This is a genomic window from Streptomyces misionensis, from assembly GCF_900104815.1.
GTDB classification, from domain to species: Bacteria; Actinomycetota; Actinomycetes; order Streptomycetales; family Streptomycetaceae; genus Streptomyces; species Streptomyces misionensis.
This window is the reverse complement of sequence record NZ_FNTD01000004.1, coordinates 5,478,903-5,505,166: the sequence shown is the minus strand read 5'-3', so window position 1 is coordinate 5,505,166 and position 26,264 is coordinate 5,478,903. Positions and strand designations below refer to the sequence as shown.

General features: G+C 71.3%; 25 protein-coding genes, 1 pseudogene and 2 riboswitches. Of the genes and pseudogenes, 9 read left to right on the top strand and 17 right to left on the bottom strand.

The window, feature by feature from the left end; genetic code table 11:
- Window positions 1-12 precede the first annotated feature (12 nt).
- Entirely contained in the window at window positions 13-975 is a 963-nt protein-coding gene (locus BLW85_RS26845; protein WP_074996222.1) for a helix-turn-helix transcriptional regulator, read from the bottom strand.
- Between the two features lie 103 nt (window positions 976-1,078).
- Here BLW85_RS26845 and BLW85_RS26840 point away from each other — a divergent pair, with 103 nt between their 5' ends.
- Complete coding sequence (locus tag BLW85_RS26840; protein WP_074993400.1) at window positions 1,079-1,678, top strand: TIGR03086 family metal-binding protein; 600 nt, start codon at window positions 1,079-1,081, stop codon at window positions 1,676-1,678.
- Here BLW85_RS26840 and BLW85_RS26835 read toward each other — a convergent pair.
- Entirely contained in the window at window positions 1,665-2,525 is an 861-nt protein-coding gene (locus BLW85_RS26835; protein ID WP_070023081.1) for a thioesterase family protein, read from the bottom strand. The genes BLW85_RS26840 and BLW85_RS26835 overlap by 14 nt on opposite strands.
- A 130-nt stretch (window positions 2,526-2,655) precedes the next feature.
- Here BLW85_RS26835 and BLW85_RS26830 point away from each other — a divergent pair, with 130 nt between their 5' ends.
- The gene (locus tag BLW85_RS26830; protein WP_074993398.1) at window positions 2,656-3,984 is read left to right on the top strand and encodes an alpha/beta hydrolase; all 1,329 of its coding nucleotides are present in this window, start codon (window positions 2,656-2,658) and stop codon (window positions 3,982-3,984) included.
- On the opposite strand, the gene BLW85_RS26825 is transcribed toward BLW85_RS26830, so the two are convergent.
- The 10 genes and pseudogenes from BLW85_RS26825 to BLW85_RS26780 form a co-directional block, all read right to left on the bottom strand.
- A complete protein-coding gene (locus BLW85_RS26825) occupies window positions 3,893-4,552 on the bottom strand; it encodes a trimeric intracellular cation channel family protein (protein ID WP_071828829.1) in 660 nt (219 codons plus the stop codon). The genes BLW85_RS26830 and BLW85_RS26825 overlap by 92 nt on opposite strands.
- A 47-nt stretch (window positions 4,553-4,599) precedes the next feature.
- Window positions 4,600-5,991, bottom strand: coding sequence for a M1 family metallopeptidase (locus BLW85_RS26820; protein WP_074993395.1), 1,392 nt, complete (start codon window positions 5,989-5,991; stop codon window positions 4,600-4,602).
- Between the two features lie 651 nt (window positions 5,992-6,642).
- Window positions 6,643-7,762, bottom strand: a pseudogene (locus BLW85_RS40290) (ABC transporter ATP-binding protein); the annotation flags it as partial.
- Window positions 7,759-8,844 (bottom strand): ABC transporter ATP-binding protein, encoded by a 1,086-nt coding sequence (locus BLW85_RS26810; protein ID WP_070023086.1) that lies wholly within the window; start codon window positions 8,842-8,844, stop codon window positions 7,759-7,761. The pseudogene BLW85_RS40290 and the gene BLW85_RS26810, both read right to left, overlap by 4 nt.
- Window positions 8,841-9,848 (bottom strand): ABC transporter permease, encoded by a 1,008-nt coding sequence (locus BLW85_RS26805; RefSeq protein ID WP_070023087.1) that lies wholly within the window; start codon window positions 9,846-9,848, stop codon window positions 8,841-8,843. Before BLW85_RS26805 ends, BLW85_RS26810 begins: the two co-directional genes overlap by 4 nt.
- A 72-nt stretch (window positions 9,849-9,920) precedes the next feature.
- Window positions 9,921-11,669 carry an ABC transporter substrate-binding protein gene (locus BLW85_RS26800; protein ID WP_455569194.1) on the bottom strand — a complete coding sequence of 583 codons (1,749 nt, stop codon included), beginning with the start codon at window positions 11,667-11,669 and terminating at the stop codon, window positions 9,921-9,923.
- Window positions 11,670-11,721: 52 nt separating this feature from the next.
- The gene (locus BLW85_RS26795; protein ID WP_070023089.1) at window positions 11,722-12,720 is read right to left on the bottom strand and encodes an ABC transporter permease; all 999 of its coding nucleotides are present in this window, start codon (window positions 12,718-12,720) and stop codon (window positions 11,722-11,724) included.
- A 294-nt stretch (window positions 12,721-13,014) separates the two neighbouring features.
- Window positions 13,015-13,827 (bottom strand): enhanced serine sensitivity protein SseB C-terminal domain-containing protein, encoded by an 813-nt coding sequence (locus tag BLW85_RS26790; RefSeq protein ID WP_070023090.1) that lies wholly within the window; start codon window positions 13,825-13,827, stop codon window positions 13,015-13,017.
- A 95-nt stretch (window positions 13,828-13,922) separates the two neighbouring features.
- On the bottom strand, window positions 13,923-14,708 hold the full coding sequence (locus BLW85_RS26785; RefSeq protein ID WP_070023091.1) for an enhanced serine sensitivity protein SseB: 786 nt from the start codon (window positions 14,706-14,708) through the stop codon (window positions 13,923-13,925).
- A gap of 67 nt (window positions 14,709-14,775) precedes the next feature.
- Window positions 14,776-15,360: an AAA family ATPase gene (locus BLW85_RS26780; protein ID WP_079172432.1), complete on the bottom strand. Its 585-nt coding sequence runs from the start codon at window positions 15,358-15,360 to the stop codon at window positions 14,776-14,778.
- A gap of 215 nt (window positions 15,361-15,575) precedes the next feature.
- A riboswitch (glycine riboswitch) is annotated at window positions 15,576-15,673 on the top strand.
- A riboswitch (glycine riboswitch) is annotated at window positions 15,674-15,786 on the top strand.
- A 44-nt stretch (window positions 15,787-15,830) separates the two neighbouring features.
- On the opposite strand from BLW85_RS26780, the gene gcvT reads away from it, so the two are divergent.
- From gcvT to BLW85_RS26760, 4 genes are all read left to right on the top strand, one after another.
- A complete protein-coding gene (gene gcvT / locus BLW85_RS26775) occupies window positions 15,831-16,949 on the top strand; it encodes a glycine cleavage system aminomethyltransferase GcvT (protein ID WP_070023092.1) in 1,119 nt (372 codons plus the stop codon).
- Window positions 16,950-17,079: 130 nt separating this feature from the next.
- Window positions 17,080-17,460: a glycine cleavage system protein GcvH gene (gene gcvH / locus BLW85_RS26770; protein ID WP_074993390.1), complete on the top strand. Its 381-nt coding sequence runs from the start codon at window positions 17,080-17,082 to the stop codon at window positions 17,458-17,460.
- A 14-nt stretch (window positions 17,461-17,474) separates the two neighbouring features.
- Complete coding sequence (gene glyA, locus BLW85_RS26765) at window positions 17,475-18,740, top strand: serine hydroxymethyltransferase (RefSeq protein WP_074993387.1); 1,266 nt, start codon at window positions 17,475-17,477, stop codon at window positions 18,738-18,740.
- Between the two features lie 56 nt (window positions 18,741-18,796).
- Entirely contained in the window at window positions 18,797-20,164 is a 1,368-nt protein-coding gene (locus tag BLW85_RS26760; RefSeq protein WP_070023123.1) for an L-serine ammonia-lyase, read from the top strand.
- A 15-nt stretch (window positions 20,165-20,179) separates the two neighbouring features.
- Here BLW85_RS26760 and BLW85_RS26755 read toward each other — a convergent pair whose 3' ends face one another.
- Window positions 20,180-21,061 carry an alpha/beta fold hydrolase gene (locus BLW85_RS26755; protein ID WP_074993385.1) on the bottom strand — a complete coding sequence of 294 codons (882 nt, stop codon included), beginning with the start codon at window positions 21,059-21,061 and terminating at the stop codon, window positions 20,180-20,182.
- A 105-nt stretch (window positions 21,062-21,166) separates the two neighbouring features.
- On the opposite strand from BLW85_RS26755, the gene BLW85_RS26750 reads away from it, so the two are divergent.
- Together BLW85_RS26750 and BLW85_RS26745 are read left to right on the top strand one after the other, a co-directional pair.
- Window positions 21,167-21,571: a winged helix-turn-helix transcriptional regulator gene (locus BLW85_RS26750; protein WP_070023096.1), complete on the top strand. Its 405-nt coding sequence runs from the start codon at window positions 21,167-21,169 to the stop codon at window positions 21,569-21,571.
- A 191-nt stretch (window positions 21,572-21,762) separates the two neighbouring features.
- A complete protein-coding gene (locus BLW85_RS26745) occupies window positions 21,763-22,317 on the top strand; it encodes a glycoside hydrolase family 25 protein (protein WP_074993383.1) in 555 nt (184 codons plus the stop codon).
- Window positions 22,318-22,369: 52 nt separating this feature from the next.
- On the opposite strand, the gene BLW85_RS26740 is transcribed toward BLW85_RS26745, so the two are convergent.
- Window positions 22,370-22,582, bottom strand: coding sequence for an EF-hand domain-containing protein (locus BLW85_RS26740; RefSeq protein WP_070023098.1), 213 nt, complete (start codon window positions 22,580-22,582; stop codon window positions 22,370-22,372).
- A 60-nt stretch (window positions 22,583-22,642) separates the two neighbouring features.
- Entirely contained in the window at window positions 22,643-23,554 is a 912-nt protein-coding gene (locus BLW85_RS26735) for a helix-turn-helix domain-containing protein (RefSeq protein WP_074993380.1), read from the bottom strand.
- A gap of 47 nt (window positions 23,555-23,601) precedes the next feature.
- Between BLW85_RS26735 and BLW85_RS26730 the strand changes: the two genes are divergently transcribed.
- Window positions 23,602-24,255 (top strand): GNAT family N-acetyltransferase, encoded by a 654-nt coding sequence (locus BLW85_RS26730; RefSeq protein ID WP_070023100.1) that lies wholly within the window; start codon window positions 23,602-23,604, stop codon window positions 24,253-24,255.
- Here the strand turns inward: BLW85_RS26730 and BLW85_RS26725 are convergent.
- Together BLW85_RS26725 and BLW85_RS26720 are read right to left on the bottom strand one after the other, a co-directional pair.
- The gene (locus tag BLW85_RS26725) at window positions 24,222-25,409 is read right to left on the bottom strand and encodes a YVTN family beta-propeller repeat protein (protein WP_074993377.1); all 1,188 of its coding nucleotides are present in this window, start codon (window positions 25,407-25,409) and stop codon (window positions 24,222-24,224) included. The two genes, BLW85_RS26730 and BLW85_RS26725, sit on opposite strands and share 34 nt — an antisense overlap.
- A complete protein-coding gene (locus tag BLW85_RS26720) occupies window positions 25,409-26,209 on the bottom strand; it encodes a polysaccharide deacetylase family protein (RefSeq protein ID WP_074993376.1) in 801 nt (266 codons plus the stop codon). The genes BLW85_RS26725 and BLW85_RS26720 overlap by 1 nt, the downstream gene beginning before the upstream one ends.
- Window positions 26,210-26,264: the final 55 nt, after the last annotated feature.

Here is a 26,264-nt window from a genome sequence, read left to right as displayed (position 1 = left end):
CTCCCCGGCCCGTCAGGCCCGTTCGTACAGCGCGCCGACCGCGCGCACCCCGTCGAGCAGTTCCGCGCGCGCCTCGGGCGGGGCCACGATCTCCACCTGGTCGGAGAACGCGAGGAGTTGGCGCACGGCGCGCAGCACCGGGTAGGTGAGCCGGGCGGTGACCCAGTCGCCCTCGCCGTCGTCCTCGGGCAGGTCGGTGAGGTCGGCCGCGGCCATCCGGCGGAACATGTCGAGCCGTTCCCGCCGCACCCGCACCGTGACCTCGACCCCGCCCGGCCGTTCCTCCACCTGGCGGCGCAACACCTCCCACACGTCCGCGAGTTCGACGCCGGGCCGGCGCCGTACGGGATCGTCGAGCAGCCGGGCCGAGCGGACCCGGTCGGCGCGGAACAGCCGGGGCCGCGCGCGGGCGTCGGCGACCAGGTACCAGACGCCGGCCTTGGCGACCAGGCCGTACGGGTCCACGGTGTACGCCCGTGCCTCCCGCTGCCCGCTGTGCCGGTAGCGCAGCGCGAGGCGCCGGTCGCTGAACACGGCGTCCCGCAGGACCTCCAGGTCGACGGCCTGCCGCGGGCCGCTCTTCCAGCGGGTGGCGTCGACCAGGATGCGACGGCTGATCACCTCGGCGGCGGGCCGGTGCGGCGCCGGCAGCGCGGCCATCACCTTGCGCAGGGCCGAACCGAGGGCCGCGTCGAGGCCCAGCGCGGCATGCGCGCCCTCGGCGGCCAGCACGAACAGGGCGCGGGACTCGTCGGCGGTCAGCCCCGTGACGTCGGTGCGGAACCCGGCCAGGAGCGCGATGCCGCCGTGCCGCCCGCGCTCGGCGTAGACCGGGACGCCGGCGGCGGACAGCGCCTCGACGTCCCGGTAGACGGTGCGCACCGACACCTCCAGCCGCTCGGCGAGTTCACGCGCGGGCACCCGGCCCCGGGTCTGGAGGAGCAGCAGGATCGACAGCAGCCGGTCGGACTTCACGTGGGCCAGCATCGCCCGGTCGCGGGACGGCCCGCAAATGTTGACGGATTCTGTCAGGTTATCGGCGCACCCTCGTCCCGTAACGCCTTACGAGAGGAATGCCATGACCACCGGTTTCACCGACCCCCGCCCCGTCTACACCCGCGCCACCGAGCAGGCGGCGGCCGTCATCGCGGCGGTGCGGCCCGAGGACCTCGCCGGGCCCACCCCCTGCGCCGAGTTCGACGTGCGGGCACTGCTGAGCCATGTCGTCGGCGGCACCCGCCGGATCGCGGTCGTCGGGGAGGGCGGTGACGGACTGGCCCTCGAGCCGGTCGCCGAGGGCGTCCCGGACGACGGCTGGCCGGCCGCCTACGACGAGGTGCGGATCCGGGTGCTGAAGGCGTGGGAGAGCGACGAGCGGATGACCGCGCCGGTGACGGTGCCCTGGGGCGAGTCGATCCCCGGGCACGCGGCCCTGTCCGGTTATGTGATGGAGCTGGTCACCCACACCTGGGACCTTTCCGAGGCGCTCGGCCACCCGCTCCCGCTCGACGGGGAGCTGGCCGAGTTCGCCCTCGCGACGGCCCGCCGGGTGCTGCCGGACTCGCGCCCCCGGGACGAGCGGACGCCGTTCGGCGCCCGCCGCGAGGCTCCCGGGGACACGGGCCCCTACGAGCAGCTGGCGGCCTGGCTGGGCCGCGCCCCGCTCAGCCGAGCCTGACCCGGGCGAGCTGCCGGGACTGGGCCACCAGCCGGTCCGCGCTGTCCCAGACCTCGGCGTCCTCCTCCAGGAAGCCGCCGGCCAGGTTGCGGGTGGTGATCGACACCCGCAGCGGGCCGGGCGCCGGGCGGTGCCGGACGTGGACCGTCAGTTCGACCGTGGGCACCCAGCCCGCGAGGCCCATCTCGAAGGCGGTGGGCGGCAGGGCGTCCACCGCGAGCAGCAGGGAGAGCGGGTCGGCGTCACGGCCGTCGGCGAGGCCGAACCAGGCGCGCATCTCGCCCCTGCCGGAGGGCCGGCCGAGCGCCCAGCCGAGGGTCGCGGGGTCCAGCCGCAGCATCAGCCGGCCGGCGATGGCGGAGCCGCCCTGGAGCGGGTCGGGGCCGTCCTCGGGACCGAAGCACTCCTCCAGCGGCGGGATCGGGGGCGGCGTCGCGGTCGTGCGGACGTCGTCGGGGAGGCCGGCGAGGTCGCCGTAGGAGGCGAGGACGCGGATGCGTTCGACCTCGTTGCCCTCCTCGTCGTACTGGAAGAGCGAGGCCTGGCCGGTGGAGAGGGTGCGCCCGGTGCGGACCGTCTGGGTGCGGACGACGGCCTTGCCGGGCCGCGAGGCGGTCAGGTAGTGCGCGGAGATGGTGAACGGGTCCGGGTGCGGGAGGGCGTCCCCGAGGGCCCGGCCGAGCACGGCCAGCAGATAGCCGCCGTTGACGGCGCCGAGAATGGTCCAGCCGGCCGAGAGTTCGAGGTCGTAGACCCCCTCCTCGCGGCGGAGGACGGCGGTGTCGCGGTCGAACTCGCTGTCGCCGATCAGGGCCCGTGCGGCTGCTGCGGAAGCTGCGTCTGACATGGCCTGAACGGTACAACAAGCAATTACTAAGCGGTAGCTTTTCAGGCTCCCGAGTGAGGTTCCGGCAATATCTCGGTAAGTGTCCGGACACGTCCGTAACCCCGGGCCCCTGTTTTCCCTCTATGGGGACATGAGCCTCACCGGGACTCCGTTCCTCTACACGACCGTCGTGCTGGCGGTGGTCGCCCTCATACTGCCGCTTCTGCTCTGGTCGCGCACCCGCGGGCCCCGGCCCCTGCGCGTCGCGACCCGGGTGCTGATGCTGCTGTTCGCCCAGGGCACGGCCGTCACGCTGGTCTTCGTGCTGGTGAACAACCAGAACAACCTGTACGACAACTGGGCCGACCTCTTCGGGACCGGCAACCACGTCCAGCAGGCCGCCGACCTCGGCCGCGACGGCACCGGCGGCATAGCGGTGAAACGGTTGCCCAAGGTCAAGCAGACCTTCACGGCGGCCTCCGGGCCCGGCATGCACGCGGCCGGCGGGGTGCGCGTCACCCAGCTCAAGGGCCGTGTCTCCGGGGTGAACGCCGAGGTCTACGTCTGGCTGCCGCCGCAGTACGACGAGCCGGCCTACCGCGACAAGAAGTTCCCGGTGGTCGAGCTGCTGCCCGGATATCCCGGCTCGGCGAAGGCATGGTTCGGCTCGATGAAGACCCACGAGCAGCTGCTGCCGCTGATGCGCAGCGGCCAGGTGGCGCCCTTCATCCTGGTCGCCCCGCGCACCAACCTGCTGGCCGGCGTGGACACCGGCTGCGCCAACATCCCGGGGCAGGTCAACGCCGACACCTGGCTCAGCATCGACGTGCCGAAGATGGTCATGGACAACTTCCGCGCCCAGCCGGCGCCGCAGGGCTGGGCCGTGGCCGGCTACTCGGCGGGCGCGCACTGCGCGGTCAAGCTGGCCGTGGCGCACCCCGAGCGGTACCGGGCCGCGGTGAGCATGTCCGGCTACAACGACCCGATCGGCGAGCGCAACTCGCTGGCCGCGCAGACCCCCGCGCTGCGCGCCGAGAACAACCCGTTCCTGCTGCTGAAGAAGGCGGCCGTGCCGCCGCCCGTCGCCCTCTACGCCTCCGGCGAGTCCGGCGACGGCTACGAGGCGGGCATGGCGCTGGAGTCGGTCGCCAAGGCGCCGACCACCGTGCACGTGGTCTTCCTGCCGCACAGCGCGGGCGGTCACACCATGGCGCTGTGGCGGCCGCAGGTCCCCACGGTGTTCCGCTGGCTGACGCTCCAGATGGGCCAGAGCCACGCCCGGGGCACGGACCACTCGCTGACCGGCCGCGCGGGGTCGGCCCACGGGAAGGCCGGCTCCCCCACCGGCACGGCCGGCACCACCGGCAGCGCCGCGGGACCGGCCGGGACTACTCCTCGGTCACCGTCGACCGGCGGTTCCACGCGCGCGGCGCTCGCCAGTGGTACCGCATCGCGAGCAGGCGCAGCACAAAGGCCGTGACGGCCGCGAGCCCACTGGTGAGGGGGGTCAGCGCGTCGTAGCGGATGCACAGCACCACCATGCCCGCGCCGACCATCGCCGGGACCGCGTACAGGTCGCGGTCCCAGCGCAGCAGCGAGGGGACCTCGTTGGCGAGGACGTCGCGCAGCACACCGCCGCCGACCGCGGTGGCGAGGCCCAGGGTCGCCGACGCGGTCAGGCCGAGGCCGTAGCCGTACGCCTTCGTCGTACCGCTGACGCAGAACAGGCCGAGGCCGGCCGCGTCGAAGACCAGGACCGCCGTCTGGATCCGCTCCACGTGCGGGTGCAGGAAGAAGACGACGAGCGTGGCGAGCAGCGGGGTGACGAAGTACCCGAGGTCCGTGAAGGCCGCCGGGGGCACGGCCCCGATGACCAGGTCCCGGAAGAGCCCCCCGCCCAGCGCGGTGACCTCGGCGAGGACGGCGATGCCGAAGACGTCGAAGTTCTTCCGGACGGCCAGCAGGGCGCCGGAGATCGCGAAGACGAAGATGCCGATCACGTCAAGCGTGTGCTGGACGGAGGGGCTGAAGAACTGTTGGAGCTGCACCCTGACATTCTCACCTGTCGCCCGGCCTGAACCTTACAAAGCCAGGCTCACAGGGCAGGTTTACCTGTGGTGAACAGCCAGGTGTCGAACAGGTCGTCGAGCTGCTGCCCGCTGACGCGCTCGGCGAGGCGGATGAAGTCGGCGGTGTCCGCGTTGCCGTACCGGTGGAGCTTCGTCCAGGCCGGCAGCAGTTCGAAGAACGCCTTGTCGCCGATCCGCTCGCGGAGCACCTGGAGCGTCATGGCGCCGCGGTCGTAGACGGCCGACGCGAACATGGTGTCCCGCTGCGGGTCGGCGACCTTGGTCCGCCAGAAGGAGGAGCCGGCGGGCGTGGCGTTGTACTCGGCGAGGAAGGAGTCGTGCGCCGAGCGGGTGCCCCGGTGCTCGGACCACAGCCACTGGGCGTAGGTGGCGAAGCCCTCGTTGAGCCAGATGTCCTTCCACCGCGCCACGCTCACCGAGTCGCCGAACCACTGGTGGGCCAGCTCGTGCACGATGGTCCCCTCGCCGCGCACGGCCGAGTACGCGGGCTTGGACTGCACCTCCAGCGAGAACCCGGCCTCGGGCATGTCGTCCACGATGGCGCCGGTCTCCTCGAACGGGTACGGCCCGAAGAGCTTCGACCAGTAGTCGGTGGCCTCGGCGGTGACCGCGTACACGTCGACGCCGTTGCCGTTCTTCAGCACCGGGTCGATGGCGACGTAGACCGGGGTGCCGCCGGGGGTGCGGCCGGTGCGCACGTCGAACCTGCCGATGGTGGCGGTGGCCAGATACGTCGCCATCGGCCTCGACTCGCGCCAGTGGGTGTACGTCGAGCCGCCCTTGTCGCGGGTCGAGACCAGCACGCCGTTGGAGACGCCGGTCAGGCCCTCGGGCGCCTTGATCCGGATGTCGTAGGTGGCCTTGTCGGACGGGTGGTCGCTGGACGGGAACCAGGTGGAGGCGGCGTTGGGCTCGCAGGCGACGAAGACTCCGTCGGCGGTCTTCATCCAGCCGTACTCGGAGCCGAAGACGATGGGGCCGCTGAGGGGCTGGGGTACGCCGCCGTAGGTGACGGTCACGGTGAAGCGCCGGCCCTTGGCCAGCGCGCCGCGCGGGGTGACGGTGACCTCGTCGCCGTCCCGGCTGAACGCGGCCCGTCTGCCGTTCACCTGGATCTTGGTGATCTCCAGCTGCTGGAGGTCCAGGTCGAAGGAGGAGAGGGCCTCGGTGGCGCGGGCGGTGAGGGTCGTACGGCCGTCCAGGCGGCCGGTATCGGGGGCGTAGGCGATGTCGAGGTCGTAGTGCAGGGCGTCGAAGCCGCCGTTGCCCAGGTTCGGGAAGTAGGGGTCGCCGATGCCGGGAGCGCCCGGGGTGGGGGCGGGGGCCGCGCCGATCAGGAGGAAGGAGACCGCCGCGGTGGCGACGGCCCCTGCACGTGCCGAACGGGAGAGTGCCATGAGTCGTCCCTTTCGAGCGTGTACCGACCAGATGTCGGGCACGGACGACTCTGCACTCTCCCGTCCAGGCATGTACATGCCCTTGCGTGGAGGTTCTGGGCTACTTGCCGCGCGGCTTCTTCGCCTTGGCCGGCTTCGCGGACTGTGCCGCGGGCTCGGCGGCGGCCTCGGCCTCCGGCCCGGCGGGGGCGTCGGCCTCCGGCCCGGACCCGGAAGCGGACCCGCCGGACGCCTCGGAGGCGGACCCGGGAGCGGCCTCGGAGGCGGACTCCGGAACGGAAGCGGACTCCGCTTCGGAACCGGCCGCGGCCCCGGCCTCCGCCGAGGTCTCCGGCTTGGAGGTCTCGGACTCGGTCGCGGGCTCCGCCTTCGTCCCGGACGCCGCCTCGGACTTCGCGCCCTCGGACTTGGCGCCCTCGGACTGGGTGTCGGGCTTGGCGTCGGTGTCGGCCTCGGTCTTCGCGTCCGTTTCAGGCTTCTCGTCCGCCTCGGCCTTCGCGTCCGCCTCAGGCTTCGCTCCCGCCTCGGCCTTCTCGTCCGCCCCGGCCTCCGCCTTCGAGCCGCTCGCCGCACCGGACCCGGGCTTCGCGTCGCCCGCGGATCCGGACGCGGTCTCCGTCCCGGGCTCCCCGGCACCACCGGACGTCACCGCGTCCGGCACCAGCTCCGACGCCTCCTTCGCCGCCGACAGCAGGACCGTGTCCTGCGGGGCCTGGTCGGCGAAGTTCTCCGGGTGGTGGCAGGCGACCCGCTGACCGGGCTTCAGCTCCACCAGCTTCGGCTCGGTCGTCTTGCAGATCTGCGTCGCCTTCCAGCACCGCGTGTGGAAGCGGCAGCCCGACGGCGGGGCGATCGGCGAGGGCACGTCGCCGCGCAGCAGGATGCGCTCGCTCTTCTGCCCCCGGCGCTGCGGGTCCGGCACCGGCACCGCCGACATCAGCGCCTTGGTGTACGGGTGCATCGGCGCCTCGTACAGCGCGTTGCGGTCGGCCAGTTCGACGATCTTGCCGAGGTACATCACCGCGATCCGGTCCGAGACGTGCCGGACCACCGAGAGGTCGTGGGCGATGATGACGTAGGTCAGGCCCAGCTCCTCCTGGAGGTCGTCCATCAGGTTGACGACCTGGGCCTGGATCGACACGTCCAGCGCGGAGACCGGCTCGTCGGCCACGACCAGCTTCGGCTTCAGGGCGAGCGCGCGGGCGATGCCGATGCGCTGGCGCTGGCCGCCGGAGAACTCGTGCGGGTAGCGGTTGTAGTGCTCGGGGCTCAGACCGACCAGTTCCAGCAGCCGCTGGACCTCCTTCTTCACCCCGCCCTCCGGCTCGACGCCCTGGAGCCGGAACGGCGCCGAGACGATCGAGCCGATGGTGTGCCGGGGGTTCAGGGAGCCGTACGGGTCCTGGAAGATCATCTGGATGTCGCGGCGCAGCGGGCGCATGTCGCCGGTCGACAGCCGGGTGATGTCCTGGCCCTCGAAGGTGATCTGTCCGCCGGTCGGGTCCTGGAGGCGGGTGATGACCCGGCCCATGGTCGACTTGCCGCAGCCCGACTCGCCGACCACGCCCAGGGTCTCACCCCTGCGCACCTCGAAGTCGATGCCGTCGACGGCCTTCACCGCGCCGACCTGGCGGCGCAGGATGCCCTTCTTGATCGGGAAGTGCTTGGTCAGGTTCTCGACCTTGAGCAGCACCTCGCGCTCGTCCGGAGCCGACGCCTGCCCGGGGACCGTGGCCTCGGCGACGGAGTCCGTCTTCTTCGTCTCACTCACAGCTTCGGCGCAATCTCTTCGGTCCAGATCCGCTCACGGTCCTCGGCCGACAGGTGGCAGGCGGACCAGTGTCCGGCGCCGACCAGTTCCAGCTCGGGGCGCACCGTGCGGCTGACGTTCCCCTCGGGGATGTCCGCGTACGGGCAGCGCGGGTTGAAGGCACAGCCCGAGGGGACGTTGATGAGGCTCGGCGGCTGGCCCTTGACGGGGATGAGCCGTTCGGAGGTCTCGCGGTCGATGCGGGGCATCGAGCCGAGCAGGCCCCAGGTGTAGGGGTGCTGCGGCTTCTCGAAGACCTGCGCGGCCGGGCCGCGCTCCACGCACCGGCCGCCGTACATCACGAGGACGTCGTCGGCGATCTCGGCGACCACGCCGAGGTCGTGGGTGATCATGACGACCGCGGACCCGAACTCCTTCTGGAGGTCCCGGATCAGGTCGAGGATCTGCGCCTGGACGGTGACGTCGAGGGCGGTGGTGGGCTCGTCCGCGATGAGCAGTTCGGGGTTGTTCACCAGCGCCATGGCGATCATGGCGCGCTGGCGCATACCGCCGGAGAACTCGTGCGGGTACCCGTCGACGCGCTTGGCCGGCTCGGGGATGCCGACGCGATCGAGCATCTCGATGGCGCGCGCCCGGGCGACCTTCTTGCTGACCTTGTGGTGCACCCGGTAGGCCTCGACGATCTGGTCGCCGACCTTGTAGTACGGGTGCATCGCCGACAGCGGGTCCTGGAAGATCATCGCCATCTCGCGGCCGCGCAGCTTGCGCACCTCGTCCGGGGAGGCGCCGACCAGCTCCTTGCCGTTCAGCCAGATCTCGCCGGACATCCGCACGTTCTTGCCGCGCGCGCCGAGCCGGTGCAGGCCCATGACGGCGAGCGAGGTGACGGACTTGCCGGAGCCGGACTCGCCGACGATGGCGAGGGTCTTGCCCTTCTCCAGCGAGAAGGAGAGCCCGTCGACGGACTTGACGACGCCGTCGTCGGTCGGGAAGTGCACCTTGAGGTCGCGGACCTCAAGGAAGGCCGAGGGCGCCTTGTCGCCGGCGGTCTCGTCCTTGGTGGTCTTGGAGAGTTCGGTCACGAGAGCCTCACCCGCGGGTCGGCGGCGGCGTAGAGCACGTCCACCAGGAGATTTGCGATGACGACGAAGGCTGCGGCGAGCAGGGTCACGCCGAGGATCTTCGGCAGGTCGTTGTCGGTGATGCCCTGGACCGCGTACTGGCCGACACCGGGCAGCGAGAACACGGACTCGGTGATCACCGCACCGCCGAGCAGCAGGCCGACGTCCATGCCGAAGACGGTGATGATCGGGGTGAGGGCGGCCCGCAGACCGTGCCGGACGACGACGGTGCTCTCGGGCAGGCCCTTGGAGCGGGCCGTGCGGATGAAGTCCTCGTTCATCGTCTCCAGCATGCCCGAGCGGGTGAGCCGGGCGTAGATCGCGGAGTACAGCAGGGCGAGCGAACACCAGGCGGGGAACAAGGTGTTGGCCCACTGCGCCGGGTTCTCGGTGAACGGGACGTAGGTGCGGCCGAAGATCGGCCACTTGTAGGTGAAGAGCAGGATCGCCAGGTTGCCCGTGAAGAACATCGGGAGCGAGACGCCGGCGAGGGCGACGCCCATGAAGGTGCGGTCGAACAGCGAGCGCGGCTTGAGCGCGGAGACGACACCGACCGCGACACCGGAGAGCAGCCACAGCACGGCGGCACCCGCGGCAAGCGAGAGGGTGATCGGGATGCGCGAGGTGAGCTGCGACCAGACCGCGACGTGATCCTTGAAGGAGTAGCCGAAGCAGGGAACGTCGCAGTGCACCGTCTTGGGGCCGAGGTTGTAGTCGGTGCCGACCACGATCCCCTTGATGAAGTGCCAGTACTGGACGTAGACGGGCTGGTCCAGACCGAGGTTGTGCTTGACCGCGGCGATGTCCGCCTTCGACGGGCTCTTTCCGATGTACTGCTGCGCCAGTTGGTCCGCTGTCTGGCCGACGAGCCGTGGCAGCAGGAAGAAGATGGCGAAGGTGACCGCGGTGACGACCAGCAGCAGGATCACTGCCGCGAACGTCCGGCGGAGGATGTACGAGATCACGGGGACCGGCGCTGGTGCCCGCGGGCCGCGAAACCCGCGGGCACCAATGCCTTCACCTGCCTTCCGGGGCTGCTACTTCTTCGTGGTGCCGAGGTTGAGGTAGTCGTACTGACCGCTGAAGGCGGCCGTGGAGACCACGTTGGTGGCGTACGGCGAGCGGTACAGCAGAACCTTGAAGTAGGTCAGCGGGACCAGCGCGGCGTCGTCCATCGTCTGCTTGTCGATCTGCGCGTACAGGGCGTTGCGCTTGGCCGTGTCCGGCTCGGCGATCGCCTGCGCGAGCAGGCCGTCGACCTTCTTGTTCGAGTACTGCGACAGGTTGGTGTTGCCGGACTGGCTGATCGCCTTGCTGTTCAGGATCTGCTGCAGGAAGCCGTAGCCGGAGGGCCAGTCGGCACCCCACTGCATCATCATCAGGCCGATGTTCTGCTTCTCGGTGAACTTCGGCACACCCGCGTAGTCGGTGAAGTACTTGCCCGCCGGGTACTGCTTGAGGGTGGCGTTGATGCCGACCTTCTTCAGCGAGTTGATGATCGCGGTGGCCGCGTCGACCTCACCCGGGCGGTCGGACCGCGCCGTGATGTTGGTGTTGATGGTCTTCTGGCCGCAGGCCTTCATCTGGTCCTTGGCCTTGGCGATGTCGCCCTTGTTGCCGGCGGTCGCGTAGACGTCCGCCTTCTGGTAGCCGGTGATGTCCGGCGGCAGCACGGTGGAGGCGATGTCACCGCGGATCGGGCCGCCCATGGCGGTCTGCACGGAGACCTTGTCGATGGCGTACTCGACGGCCTTGCGGCAGGCGACGTTGTCGAACGGCTTCAGCTTGGTGTTGATCGCCGCGTAGACCAGACGGCCGCCGTAGGTGTTGTCCGTGCTGGCCTTGCCGTCGGCGGAGTTGAGCAGGTCCGCCTGGGTGGAGGCCTGGACGCCGGTGCCCACGAGGTCGACGGTGGCGTCGCCGGACTGGAGGTCCTTGTCGATCGTCTCCGGGTTGACCTTCAGGTTGACGACGATCTTGGCGGGCAGCTGCTTGCGCAGCGGGTCGGTCTTCGGGTCCCAGTTCTTGTTCGGGACCAGGACGGCCTGCTTGCCCTCCTGGTAGCTCTGGAACTGGTACGAGCCGGAGGACACGATGTGCTTGACGTAGTCGACGCCGTCGTCCTTGGCCTGCGGCACCGGAGCCGTCTGCGGCGTGGCGACCAGGTAGTCGAACTCCTGGAAGGCACGGTTGAGGTGGAAGACGATCGTGGTGTCGTCCGGCGTCTCGATCGAGGACAGGCCCTTGGCGCTCTTGTCCTTGTAGGGGCCCTTGTACTTGTCGCCGTCCTTCATGAACTGCTGGAAGTAGTTCGGACCGAGCGAGAGCACGTCACGCGCGAAGTTGGACCGCTCGACGGCGTACTTGACGTCCTTCGAGGTGATCGGCGTGCCGTCCTGGTACTTCAGGCCCGCGCGCAGCTTGTACGTCCAGGTCTTGCCGCCGTCGCTGGCGACGCCCTTGCTCGCGGCGAGGTCCGGGACCAGGGTGTTGCCCTTGGAACCGGGGCCGGGCTCGAACGTCATCAGCGGACGCGCGTAGAGACGGCTGAAGTTGTACATGTACGCGTAGTACGTGTTGCCGGGGTCGAAGGAGTCCGGCACGTCCGACATCTCGTAGGTGACCGTGCCACCCTTCTTGTCGGACGCGTTGACGACTCCCTTGGTCGCCGCGTTGGCGCCGGCCGCCTTCGGTGTGTCCTTGTTGTCATCGGCCTTGCTGCAGCCTGCGAGCAGCAAGCTTGCGGAGCCGATGGCCGCGACCGCGGCCAGCGCTGACCTTCGCATGATGGTCTGCTTCCCCTCCATTGATCGGAAACTTGATGGGCTCTCTGGCTGCCTAGCGGCTGCGCGGGTCGAGAGCGTCGCGGAGACCGTCGCCGAGCAGGTTGAACGCCAGGACGGTGATGAAGATGGCCAGGCCCGGCACGATCATGTACTGGGGATCGACCTGGTAGTAGGTGACCGCTTCGCGGAGCATGCCGCCCCAGGAGGCCTGCGGGGGCTGGATGCCGACGCCGAGGAAGCTCAGGGACGCCTCGAACAGGATGTTGGTCGGGATGAGCAGCGTCGAGTAGACGATGATCGGGCCGACCAGGTTCGGCAGCAGCTCGCGGAAGAGGATGTACGGGCCCTTGGCACCCATGCCGCGGGCCGCGTCGACGAACTCGCGCTCGCGCAGGGCCAGCGTCTGGCCGCGCACGATCCGGCCCAGATAGGGCCAGTTGAAGAAGCCGATCACGAAGATGAGCACCGCGAGGTGGAGCGGCAGCCCGTTCAGACCGAAGGCGCCGCCCTGGAGGGTGGCGGAGATCGCGATGGCGAACAGCAGCAACGGGAAGGCGAGGAAGACGTCCATCAGCCGGCTGATGATCGAGTCGACCCGGCCGCCGTAGTAGCCGGCGATCACGCCCATGATCGCGCCGATCACGTTGGACAGGATCGTGGCGCCGAAGGCGACGACCAGGGAGACCCAGGAGCCCTCGATGACACGGGTGGCGATGTCCCGGCCGAACTTGGGGTCCACGCCGAGCGGGTGGTCCATGCTCATGCCGCCCCAACTGCCCTTGGGCAGCGAGGTGTCCGGGACGATCAGGTCCTGGTGGAAGGCGTTGGGGTCGAGGCCGAAGAGTGCCTGGATGGGGCGCGAGAGGATGGCCAGGAGGATCAGCAGGATCACGATGACCCCGCCGGCCACGGCGACCTTGTCCCGCTTGAACCGGGCCCAGGCGATCTGGCCCAGGGAACGACCCTCGATCCGCCCCTTGTCGGCTCCCGCGAGCACAGCCTCCGGCTGCGCGTCGGCTGCCGCCCCGGTGGTCTCGATCGGTGCGGTCACGATGTGCGACCCCTCTCGCCGGTGGTGACCGGCCTGCGCTGCCGCGGTTTGCGGCTTTGTCGACTTGCCATCGATCACGAGGCTCGGCCTCATGTCTGAGTCGGGAGTCTTCAGCGTCGTTGCGATCACTCGCCAGAGCTGACGGTGAAAGTATGCGCAACCGTGATGCACTCCGGAGGATTCCGTTATCCGAACAGTGGGTAACGCCCCCCGGACACGGGGCAGTTGGGACACAACGCCGTAATGCCGCGGTTCGGGAGGTACGGCGGCAGGGGCGCCCGTACCGGTGGTGGCTCAGTAGCCGCCGTGCACCGGGGGATACCCGTACCCCGGCGCGGGGGCCCGGAGTTGGGGCTGGGGCGCGGGGGCGGGCGCGGCGGCGTGGGCCTCGCGGTCGTAGAAGGGCCGGGCGTTGGCGCGCATCCACATCACCACCGGGTCGTGGTCGTCGGTCAGCGCGACCGTGGACACCGGCAGGCCCTCCGGGACGGCGCCGACGGACTGCTGCATCATCGCGCGCACCGAGTCGACGGCGGCCGGCGAGGCGTCGTACAGGTCGAGGCCGATGGCGAGGTACGGCGCGCCGAGCGCGGGCTGCACCCAGGCGCGGCGCAGGGAGCGCAGCGCGGGGGTGCGGTGGGCGTGCTGGGCGAGCAGGGCGTAGAACTGCGGGATCTCGATGCCCGGTTCGGACAGCCGCAGCGGTCCGGCGGGCTGGCGGTCCAGCCCGGTGGCGATGCGGCGCAGGTCCAGCCAGGGGATGCCGACGCCGCCGCCGGGGGCGTGCGGGTTGAGCCAGAGGCCGTAGTGGTCGGGGTAGAGGGTGCGGGCGACGTCCAGGCCGTCGATCACCTCGTAGGAACGGTTCCAGCCACTGGCCGACAGCTCCTGGGCGGAGGTCACACAGGGGGCGTAGTGGAAGCCGTCGACCTCCATGTTCCCGTACTGGGCGTCCGGGGAGCCGGCCTGACCGTGCCACAGCAGCATCCAGATCTGGCCGGCGGAGGGGGTGGCGAGGGCGCGGAGGAGGGCCTCGTAGGCGTCGTAGCGTCCGGGCGTGACGTGGCGCAGCGTGTGTTCGACGCTTCCGCTGTGGGTGGCGCTCACCTTGTCATGCCCTTCTTTTTCATCATGCCCCGCGTGTGGGGACAGCTTATGCGCCGATGAGCTCCGGCCCCGTTGTTCGTACGCGGGTGCCCGGCCTACCGAACGTAGAAGGGTCGGACGCTTGACTTCAGCCACTCGGCGACCGGGTCGTCCGTGACGTCGAGGAGGATCAGGTTGACCGGCCACCGGACCGGGACCCGGCCGAGGGCGCGGCCCAGGGCCTCCAGCGGGGCGGCGCGGAAGTCGCCCTCCCACTGGGAGAGTTCGACACCGACGAACATGACCGGGTCGGCCGTCTCGATGGCGGCCAGGCAGCGGCGGGCGGTGAGCACCACGCCGGTCGCGGCGAACTCGGCGGACGCGGCGGAGAAGAAGTCGACCGGGTCGTCCTGCCAGTCGGGCTCGAAGAGGCGGACGCGGCCGCCGGCCGCCGGGCCGTCCAGCGGGGTGCCGCCGGCGCGGCACAGCTCGGCCACGGCCTCGGGCGGCAGCGGGATGCCGACCGTGCCGCCGGGGTTGACCGCGATGCCGGCCTGCGGGGGCAGTCCGCGGGCGAACTCCACGGCCGGGGCGATGGTGTACGCCATGTGGGAGCCGGTCGCCTGGCGCAGCTGCTCCTCGGAGCTGAAGACCGGGACGTACGCCTGGCCGTCGATCTCCAGGCCGGGCAGGTCCAGCGGGCCGCTGCCCGGACCGCCGCCGTTGGGCAGCGGCACCCAGAGGAAGCTGCGGCCGAGGACCTCGATGATCCGGCCGCCCGCCGCGGGTATGCCGAGGGAGGCCGACAGCACCTCCTCGAGTTCGTTGCCGGGCCAACCGCCGTGCGGGTGGGGGTGCGTCTGTGCCGGGAAGTCAGCGGGAATGTCCGCCGGGAAGTCCATCTGCCTACCGCCTGCTGGGAACCACTGCTGGGACCACGAAGGCTATCGGGTGGCGGTGACGGAGCCGCTACCCCGTGAACACGATCCGCTGTATCGCGTCCGCCGCGGGCCGGTCCAGCAGCACCGCGGAGCCGCAGCCCGCGGGCAGCTCGCCGCGCTGCACCGCGCCGAGCAGCCGCGCCGTGGTGCGGCGGTGGCGGGCGAAGGCGTACCCGGAGACGCCGCGGCCGCGCTCGCGCTGGCCCGCGCGGGCCGTCTGCTCGGGCACGTCCAGCAGGACCAGGTGCAGGGTGCCGCCGGCGCGCCGGGCCGAGCGGGCGAGCCAGGCGCGCACCCAGGGCTGGGTGCCGCAGTCGTGCACCACCACCGGCTGCCCCGTGCGCAGGGCGCGGCGCAGCGCGAGGTAGTGGGCGGCGCGCACCAGGGGGCGGTAGAGGGCGTACGGCAGGCACCGGGGCAGCCGGGCGGCGAAGCGCTCGCGGGTGTCCTGGGAGTCGACGCGGCGGCCGGTGACCGCGCGGCGCATCAGCGTGGACTTGCCGCTGCCGGGCAGTCCGCTGAGAACCACGAGGTCGCGCGGGCCGAAGCGCAGGGTGCGGGGCGCGTGGCCCGCCCGCTCGCGCAGGTCCCACGCCCGTGTCCGGTCCGCCATGCCCGCCCCCTCGTCCCCTGGCCCGGGTCGGCTCCCCCGCCCCCGGCCGGTCGTCCGCCCCGGTCTGTTTTCTGCCCGCCGGCGGTAAAGAGAAGGTAATGGAGCCCGTGCGACGGTCGGGTGCGCGCACCGCCACGGGCCGGTTACGGATGCGGGCCCTGACGGGCACGGGTGCGACGTGCAATGATGTGGCCGCCAACTGCATACCGGCCGCTTGAATCCGCGCGGGAGAGTCCCCAGCCGTCTGCGCTGGGGCGCCGAAGGAGCAAGTCCCTCCCTTGAATCTCTCAGGCCCCGTTACCGCGCGGGCGAGGCACATCTGAAAAGCGGGTCGCTGTGACAGTGGCTCCACCCAAGGTGCAAGCCGTGGTCGCCCCCGTGGCGGTCCCGGCGAACCTCTCAGGTTCCGATGACAGATGGGGAGGAACGTTCCTCGCCCCATCCCTGTTGCCCTGGGAGACGACCGACCGATGAGCAGTACCGAACTCCGACACACCGCGCTGGACGCCGTGCACCGCTCGCTCGGTGCGACGATGACCGACTTCGCGGGCTGGGACATGCCCCTGCGCTACGGCTCCGAGCGCGACGAGCACGTGGCCGTGCGGACCAAGGCGGGTCTGTTCGACCTCTCCCACATGGGCGAGATCACCGTCACCGGCGCCGGGGCGGCCGCCTTCCTGAACCACGCCCTGGTCGGCAACATCGCCTCCGTCGGCGTCGGCCGCGCCCGCTACACCATGATCTGCCAGGCCGACGGCGGCATCCTGGACGACCTGATCGTCTACCGGCTCGCCGAGACCGAGTACATGGTCGTCGCCAACGCCTCCAACGCCCAGGTGGTCCTGGACGCGCTGACCGAGCGCGCGGCGGGCTTCGACGCCGAGGTCCGCGACGACCGGGACGCCTACGCGCTGATCGCCGTGCAGGGCCCCGAGTCCCCCGGCATCCTCACGTCGCTCACCGACGCCGACCTGGACGGCCTGAAGTACTACGCCGGGCTGCCCGGCACGGTCGCCGGCGTCCCCGCGCTGATCGCCCGCACCGGTTACACCGGCGAGGACGGTTTCGAGCTGTTCGTGAAGCCCGAGCACGCCGTCGAGCTGTGGCAGGCGCTGACCAAGGCCGGCGAGGGCGTCGGTCTGGTGCCGTGCGGCCTGTCCTGCCGCGACACGCTGCGCCTGGAGGCGGGCATGCCGCTGTACGGGCACGAGCTGACCACCGCCCTGACCCCCTTCGACGCCGGGCTCGGCCGCGTGGTCAAGTTCGAGAAGGAGGGCGACTTCGTCGGGCGCGCGGCGCTCACCGAGGCCGCCGCCCGCGCCGAGCAGAACCCCCCGCGCGTCCTGGTCGGCCTGATCGCCGAGGGCCGCCGCGTCCCGCGCGCCGGGTACGCGGTGGTCGCCGGCGGCCAGGTGATCGGCGAGGTCACCTCCGGCGCCCCCTCCCCCACGCTGGGCAAGCCGATCGCCATGGCCTACGTCGACGCGGCGCACGCGGCGCCGGGCACCGAGGGCGTCGGCGTGGACATCCGCGGCAACCACGAGCCCTACGAGGTCGTGGCCCTGCCGTTCTACAAGCGCCGGAAGTAACCGGCGCCCCGGTCCCGCCCCCGCCCGGCCCCGGGCGGGCACGTGACCCTGCGCACATTCACCCGCCCAGCGGCGGTCCCCGCACTCCCCCCGTCATCAGCACTCCCGCGCGTACAGGAGAATTCAGGCCATGAGCAACCCCCAGCAGCTGCGTTACAGCAAGGAGCACGAGTGGCTGTCGGGCGCCGACGAGGACGGCGTCTCGACGATCGGCATCACCGAGTTCGCGGCCAACGCGCTCGGCGATGTGGTCTACGCCCAGCTTCCGGCCGTCGGCGACACCGTGACCGCGGGCGAGACCTGCGGTGAGCTGGAGTCCACCAAGTCGGTCTCCGACCTGTACTCCCCCGTCACCGGCGAGGTCACCGCGATCAACGAGAACGTCGTGGACGACCCGTCGCTCGTGAACTCCGAGCCCTTCGAGGGCGGCTGGCTGTTCAAGGTCCGCGTCTCGCAGGAGCCGCAGGACCTGTTCTCCGCCGCCGAGTACGACGCCCACATCGCCGGCTGAGGAGTCGTAGCCCCATGACTGTCCTGAACACGCCCCTGCACGAGCTGGACCCCGAGGTCGCGGCCGCGGTCGACGCCGAGCTGCTGCGCCAGCAGTCCACGCTGGAGATGATCGCGTCCGAGAACTTCGCGCCGCTCGCGGTGATGGAGGCGCAGGGCTCGGTCCTCACCAACAAGTACGCCGAGGGCTACCCGGGCCGCCGCTACTACGGCGGCTGCGAGCATGTCGACGTCACCGAGCAGATCGCCATCGACCGGATCAAGGAGCTGTTCGGCGCCGAGTACGCCAATGTGCAGCCCCACTCCGGCGCCTCCGCCAACCAGGCGGCCCTGTTCGCGCTGGCCCAGCCCGGGGACACCATCCTCGGCCTGGACCTGGCGCACGGCGGCCACCTCACCCACGGGATGCGGCTGAACTTCTCCGGCAAGCAGTTCAACGTGGTCGCGTACCACGTGGACGAGGAGACCGGCCTGGTCGACATGGCCGAGGTCGAGAAGCTCGCCAAGGAGCACCGCCCCAAGGTGATCATCGCCGGCTGGTCGGCGTACCCGCGGCAGCTGGACTTCGCCGCGTTCCGCCGGATCGCCGACGAGGTCGGGGCCTACCTGTGGGTCGACATGGCGCACTTCGCGGGCCTGGTAGCGGCGGGGCTGCACGCCAACCCGGTCGAGCACGCGGACGTGGTCACCTCCACGACCCACAAGACCCTGGGCGGCCCGCGCGGCGGCATCATCCTCGCGAAGAAGGAGTTCGCGAAGAAGCTGAACTCCTCCGTCTTCCCGGGCTTCCAGGGCGGCCCCCTGGAGCACGTGATCGCGGCCAAGGCGGTCTCCTTCAAGGTCGCCGCCTCGGAGGACTTCAAGGAGCGCCAGCGCCGTACGGTGGAGGGTGCCCGCATCCTCGCCGAGCGCCTGACGGCCGACGACGCCCGCGCGGCCGGGGTGAACGTGCTGTCCGGCGGCACGGACGTGCACCTGATCCTGGTGGACCTGCGCGCCTCCGAGCTGGACGGGCAGCAGGCCGAGGACCGCCTCCACGAGGTGGGCATCACGGTCAACCGCAACGCGGTCCCGAACGACCCGCGGCCCCCGATGGTCACCTCGGGTCTGCGGATCGGCACGCCCGCCCTCGCCACCCGCGGCTTCACGGCCGAGGACTTCGCCGAGGTCGCGGACGTGATCGCCGAGGCGCTCAAGCCGTCCTACGACGCGGGGTCCCTCAAGGCCCGGGTGAAGGCCCTGGCCGACAAGCACCCGCTTTACCCGGGTCTGAGCAAGTAAGTCACCTGGTGGGGCACTCGACGAGGAGTGCCCCACCACTGCCCCAAGGAGTGACCGTGGCCATCTCGGTCTTCGACCTGTTCTCGATCGGCATCGGTCCGTCCAGTTCCCACACGGTAGGCCCGATGCGCGCGGCGCGGATGTTCGTCCGCCGGCTGCGCAACGAGGGACTGCTGGACTCGGTCGCCGCCCTGCGCTGCGAGCTGTACGGCTCGCTCGGCGCGACCGGGCACGGCCACGGCACCCCCAAGGCGGTCCTGCTCGGTCTGGAGGGCGCCTCCCCGCGCACGGTGGACGTGGAGACCGCCGACGAGCGGGTCGAGTCGATCAAGCGGGCGGGCCGGCTCTCCCTGCTCGGCGAGCACGAGATCGCCTTCTCCTTCGACGACGACCTGGTCCTGCACCGCCGCAAGGCCCTGCCCTACCACGCCAACGGCATGACGGTGTGGGCCTACGACGCCTCGGGCGCTGAGGTGCTGACCAAGACGTACTACTCGGTCGGCGGCGGCTTCGTCGTGGACGAGGACGCGGTCGGCGCGGACCGGATCGTGCTGGACGACACGGTCCTCAAGTACCCCTTCCGCACGGGCGACGAGCTGCTGCGCCTGACGAAGGAGACCGGCCTGTCGATCTCCTCGCTGATGCTGGAGAACGAGCGCGCCTGGCGCACCGAGGACGAGATCCGCGCGGGCCTGCTGGAGATCTGGCGCGTTATGCGCGCGTGCGTGCAGCGGGGCATGACCCGCGAGGGCATCCTGCCCGGCGGCCTCAAGGTGCGCCGCCGCGCGGCCGTCTCCGCCCGTCAGCTGCGCGCCGACGGCGATCCGCTGGCGCACGCGATGGAGTGGATCACGCTCTACGCGATGGCGGTGAACGAGGAGAACGCGGCCGGCGGCCGGGTGGTGACCGCGCCGACCAACGGCGCGGCCGGCATCATCCCCGCCGTTCTGCACTACTACATCAACTTCGTGCCGAACGCCGACGAGGACGGCGTGGTCCGCTTCCTGCTGGCCGCGGGCGCGATCGGCATGCTCTTCAAGGAGAACGCCTCCATCTCCGGCGCCGAGGTCGGCTGCCAGGGCGAGGTGGGCTCCGCGTGCTCCATGGCGGCGGGCGCCCTCGCCGAGGTGCTGGGCGGCACGCCCGAGCAGGTGGAGAACGCGGCCGAGATCGGCATGGAGCACAACCTGGGCCTGACCTGCGACCCGGTCGGCGGCCTGGTGCAGATCCCGTGCATCGAGCGCAACGGCATGGCCGCGGTGAAGGCGGTCACGGCCGCCAAGATGGCGATGCGCGGGGACGGTTCGCACAAGGTCTCCCTCGACAAGGTCATCAAGACCATGAAGGAGACCGGCGCGGACATGTCGGTGAAGTACAAGGAGACGGCGCGGGGCGGGCTCGCGGTGAACATCATCGAGTGCTAGGGCATCTCGTCCGAATCAGGTTCGACTTGGTGCCGGCCGGCCGCGTTCAGCCGTGCCTGCCGGGTGGCCGGCCGCCAGGAAGGGGCGCAGCAGGGCGAGCAGCGCCCGCGGCCGGTGCAGCGGGATGATGTGGCCGCAGTCCTCGATGACGTGCCCGGTGAGGTCGTCGGCGACGGGACGGAGCTGACGTTCCAGCGCCGCGCCGACGGGATGCGCGCCCACGGCCATCGTCGGCACCGTCAGCCGCGCGGCCGCCACGGCCTGCTCGATCTGTGTCGCGCTCCGCGGCAGTGCCCGGTAGTAGGAGAACGCGCGGCGCAGCGCCCCGCGGCCGGTGTAGGCGCGGACGAAGGCGTCCCGCAGCGGCGGGCGCACCCCGTCCCCGAGGGTGCCCGTGCGCAGGAACCAGTCGACGTAGTGGGCCTCTCGGCCCTCCAGGACCGTCTCGGCCAGGCCCGGAACGGCGTGGAAGCCGAACCACCAGGGCGGGCCGTCGGCGAGGAAGTCCTCGGCGCCGGGCAGCCTGCCCAGCAAGGACTCCATGACGACGAGCCGCCGCACCCGGTCGGGACGGCGCAGGGCGAGGAGGAAGGCCGGCGGGGTGCCGGCGTCGATGCCCACCACGGCGGCCGAGGACACCCCGAGCGCCGTGAGCAGGGCCGCGGCGTCGTCGGCCAGGGACTGGGCGTCGTACCCGGTCCCGGCCCGGCCGCTCGCGCCGAACCCCCGCAGGTCCGGCGCGATGACCCGGTACCGGTCGGACAGGTCCGCCATGACCTCCGTCCACACCTCCCAGGTGTGGGGGAAGCCGTGCAGCAGCAGGACGGCCGGACCCGATCCGGCCTCCGCCACGTTCAGCTCGACGCCGTTGACGGACACGGAATGCAACTCGGGCATGCGAAGCTCCAGGTGCAGGCTGGTAACCACAGGTGACAACCTCACGCTAGGGAACTAGCCTTGGCCCTCCAAGACGGCACTTCTCCCACAGGTGGTGAGCTGCGGGTGACCACGGCGAAGCCGGCCCGGCGCGGGGACCTGTTCGACCCCCGGTGCCCGACCCGGCAGTTGCTCGACCGCATCGGCACCAAGTGGACCTCGATGGCGGTCAAGGTGCTGGCCGAGGCCGCCCCGGGCGAGGTCCGCTTCGCGGAACTGCGGCGCCGCATGCCGGGCATCTCGCAGAAGATGCTCTCCGTCACCCTGCGCGGCCTCGTCCGCGACGGTCTGGTGGCCCGCCGCGTGGAACCCACCGTGCCGCCCGGCGTCCACTACCGGCTCACCGACCTCGGCCGGTCACTCGAAGCACCGCTGGCCGCGCTGCGCACCTGGGCCGAGGCGCACATGGCGGACATCGAGCACAACAACCGGCTCGCCGACGGCATGGACCAGCCCGCCGACGACGCCTGAACGGGTGTCCGCGCCGGCGGGCGCCCCGGGGTGCGCCGTACCGCGCCGACGGGGTTCACCGGGCTCCGGCGTGAGCGGACGCGCCGCCGTCGGCGGTTGCGGCCGGCCGCGCATCGATGGGGTCCGGCGTCGTGGACGCCCCGCGACCGGGGCAAGTTTCCGGGGGGTCGTGCGGCGGGCACACACTCTGCATGCTCCACGGCATCGACGTAAGTTCCTTCCAGTCCACGTCATATGACACGGACGGTCTCTCGTTCGTCTTCATGAAGGCGACGGAGGGCCGTTCGTACGTCAATCCCCGGCTCACCGCCCAGACCAAGACAGGCCGCGACGCCGGACTGGTCGTGGGCTTCTACCATTTCCTGTGGCCCGGCAACCTCGACGACCAGGCGGACCACTTCCTCCAGCACGCCCCGGACCGCCCCGGCGACATCCTGGCCGTCGACTGGGAGAACACCAGCGACGGCAGCCACGCCGGCAACGCGGAGAAGGACTCCTTCATCCGCAGACTGAAGCATCTGCGGCCGCACAACCGGGTCATGCTCTACTGCAATCGCGAGTTCTGGCTGAACGTCGACCGGACGTCCTACGCGGGCGACGGTCTGTGGATCGCCGACTACGTGACGGCGGGCAAGCCCCGCATCAAGGCGAAGTGGCGCATCCACCAGTACTCCAGCCAGCCCCACGACAAGAACGTGGCCGACTTCGCCTCGAAGGACGCGCTGAAGGAGTGGGCGGGAGGCTGACGCACACAGGGGTGCCCGCTCCGGGCAGAAGGGGCACCCCTGTCGAGCCGCGTCACTTGTTCAGGTAGGTCCAGAACTCGTCGAAGGACAGGACCTTGTCGCCGTTGAGGTCGCGGGAGCCGATGATGGCTTCGGCCACCGTGTCGGTGACGTTCCAGTCGCCCCCCTGGGCCAGGGCGGACTTGAACTCGGCGGCGGTGATGAACCCGTCGCCGTCCGCGTCGATCCGCTGGAATTCCTTGCGTGCTGCCTCGATGTCCGCCACCGATCCGCCCCTTTTCGTTCGTGTTTCTCGTGCCGTGCAGGCGTACTGACGCTGGTCAGATTAGCTGTCCGCGCGGGCGCGGAGTGCGGCGACCACCCAGGCGAAGTCCTCGGCGTGCGGCGGCGCCGGGGTGCGGCTGACGAGGGCGATCAGTTCGCGGTAGCGGGCGACGCGCTCGTTGAAGCCGGCGGTCATCCGGTCCAGGACGTCCTTCCGGTCGGCGTCCCCGAAGAGTTCGCGCAGGACCGCGTCCGCCTCCGGCGTCCCGGGGTCGATGCCGCGTGCGCGGGCCGGGGCGACCACCTCCACCAGCCGCTTGGCGAACCAGGGGGAACGGCCGTGGGCCCGGCCCGGCTCCCCGTCCGCCGCGTTGAACTGCATCGCCCGGCGCAGCTGCGCGCGGAAGTCCGGGTCCTGGATCATCTCCGCCAGCTCCACCCACGCGTCGACCTCCTCGAGGGTGGGGTCGTCCGCCGGCTCGACGGTGATGGCCTGCATGCGTTCGCGCACCTCGGGATCGACGGCGTCGAGCCCGTGCAGGGTCCTCGCCGTGAACTCCGTCATGATGCGCCGCCGTTCGCCGGCCGACAGCCGGGCCAGTCTGTTCATCAGGGTCGTCTCCTCCGCGGACGAGCCGCGCCGTGCGATGGTCGACAGCACCGCGCGGGTCACCCTCAGCGACCTGATCTGCGCGTCGAGGGCCGCCACATGGGTGGCCGCCACCTCCGCCACGGTCCGCTCCCCCGCCAGCACCCGGCGCACGTCGTCCAGGCCGAGGCCCAGCTCGCGCAGGGTGCGGACCAGTTCGAGGCGGGCCACCGAGGCGGCGTCATAGAGGCGGTAGCCGCCCGGGGAACGGGTCACCGGGGCGAGCACGTCCTCGTCGGACCAGTAGCGGATGGTGCGCACGCTCAGTCCGGTGGCCCTGGCCAGCTCGCCGATGGTGAGAAGTCCGGTGCCGTCGTCGTTCATGTCTGGGAGTCTGGGCCTTCCAGTGGGTGGAGACTCAAGGAGCGGTCGTGGAGACCTTGCGGGAGATCCTGGACCGCGCCGCGCGGGACGTCTTTCCGGCCGCGGACGGCCGTACACGCGTCGTACCGCAGCCCTCCCCCCGGGACGCGGGGGTGCTGGCGTTCACCGCGCACAGCGTGGTGGTCACGGACGAGGACCCCGCCTGGGTGGCGCGGGTGCTGCGCTCCCTGGACTGCGATCCGCTGGCGGGCGCCCTGCACCCGGCGTTCCTGGCCGCGCTGCTGGAGCGGACCGGGCGGCGGGCGGAGACGGTGGACGCGCTGCTGGTGGGCGCCCCGCTGCCGGGCGCCCCCGAGCTGGCGCTGACCGAGATCCAAGACGCCGGCCATCCGCGGGTCCGGTACGCGCGCGAGCGCCGTGACGAGGTGCGGGCCTGGCAGGCGGACGGCGGGGTGCTGGTGCTGGGGCGGGGGATGGCCGGGCGGCTGGAGGTCGCGGTGGAGGTGGACGAGCAGGCGCGGGAGAAGGGGCTGGGGCGGCTGCTCGCGGGGGCCGCCCGGCGGCTGGCCGGCGAGCCGCTGTGGGCGCAGGTGGCGCCGGGGAACGCCCGGAGTCTGCGGGCGTTCCAGGCGGCCGGTTACCGTGCGGTCGGCGCGGAGCTGCTGCTTCAGCGGAAGATGCCCGTGTGCCCCAGTGAGTAGCGGCCGGGCTGGGGGTAGACGGCGAGGCCGTGCGGGCCGCTGCCGACCGGGATGCGGGCCAGTTCCTTCCCGGTGCGGGTGTCGATGGCGTACACCTCGGCGTCGTACCGGCCGGACAGCCACAGGACCTTGCCGTCGGCGGAGACGCCTCCCATGTCGGGGCTGCCGCCGCCGGGCAGCTCCCATTTCCTGGTGAGCCGGTTCTGGGCGAAGTCGAAGACGGAGATGGTGCCCTCGCCCCGGTTGGAGACGTACATCTCGCGGGAGTCGCGGCTGATGTAGAGGCCGTGGGCGCCCTTGCCGGTGGGCAGGAGCCGGGGCCGGGTGAACTTGTCGCCGTCCAGGACCCACACGCCGTTGGCCATCATGTCGGCGATGTAGAACAGCTTGCCGTCCGGGGAGACCTTGACGTCCTGCGGCATGGAGCCCTGCACGGGCAGCTTCTCCTGGCGGATCACCTCCATCCGCGCGGTGTCGACCTTGAGGATCTCGCCGCTGAACTCGCAGGAGACGATGAAGTAGCGGCCGTCGCGGGAGAAGTCGGCGTGGTTGACGCCGTAGCAGGAGACGGGGACCGCCTTGACGGTCTTCATGGTGTGGGCGTCGCGGAAGACCAGCTGTCGGTCCATGGAGGCCATGACGACGGCGTACTTGCCGTCGGGCGTGAAGTACAGGTTGTACGGGTCGTGCACGTCGACCGGCTTGCCCGCCTTGCCGGTGCGCGGGTCGATGGGGGTCAGGCTGTTGCCGAGGTCGTTGTTGACCCACAGGGTCTTCAGGTCCCAGGAGGGCACGACGTGCTGGGGCTGGCGGCCGACCGGGATGGTCTCGATGACCTTGTAGGTGGCGGGGTCGATGACGGTGACGGTGTCGGAGTTGGTGTTGGGGACGTAGATCCTCGAGGGGAAGTCCTTGACCACCGGGGACAGGCGGCCCGGCCGGTCGGCCGCGTAGACGTCGTCGGGGTCCTCGACCGGGGGCATGCCGGGCAGCACGTTCACCCGGGCCCGGTCCACCTGGGGCTGGGCGGGCGGCTTGCTGCCGAGCGCCGCGTTCCCGGAGTGCGTGCCGCCGCCGCTGCACGCGGAGACCAGGGCCAGTGCGGTGAGGGCGGCACCGGCGGCCAGCCGGCGGGCGGCTTTCGTGGTTCGCATCAGCTCAGCAGCTCCGTGGTGGTGACGGCGCGCAGGCCGCGGCGGTCGAGTTCCGTCAGGACGTCGGGGAGGGCGGCGACCGTGTCCTCGTACCCGAAATGCAAACTCACCACCGAACCCCCGCGCACCTCCGAGAGGACCTTGCGGGTGACGGCGGTGGCGCCGGGGCTGGTGTAGTCGAGTGAGTCGACGTCGTACGACAGCACGTGCGGGTAACCGGCCTGCTGGGCCAGGCGGGTGACGAGCGGGGAGGCGGTGGGCGAGCGGGAGGGGCGGAACCAGGTGCCGATGGAGCCGGTGAGGCGTACGAGCCGGTCGGCGCAGTCGGTGATCTCCTTGCGGGCCTCGGCCTCGGGGAGGTCGTTGACCGAGATGTGGTGCTGGGTGTGGTTGCCGAGGTCGTGGCCGCCGTCGAGGATGCGGCGGGCGAGGTCGAGGTGTTCGTCCAGCCAGGTGCCGACGGCGAGCACGGTGAGGTGGGCGCCGTGCCGTTCGGCGGTGGTGAGCAGGTCGTGGGCGAGGGCGGGTTCGCCCTGGCCGTGGAAGGTGAGGGCGACCCGGGGGCGGGTGCGCGGGCCGTGGGTGATCTGGGCGGGCTGCCCGGGGTAGGCGCGGGGGGCGGGGGCCGGGCGGGCGGAGGTCTGCGCGGCGGGGGCGGGGGACTTCGGGGACGGGGCGGTGGGGGCGGCGGACCGGGCGGCGGGTTCGGTGCCGCAGCCGGCGGCGAGCGCGCCGCCCGCGACGAGCCCGGCACCCGCGCGCAGCACATCGCGACGGTTGGTGGTGGTCACGCGGGCCATTTAAAGCAGGAAAGGTAAGAAAAGCGCGTTTTGCCCGAATGCGCCGACCGGCCAC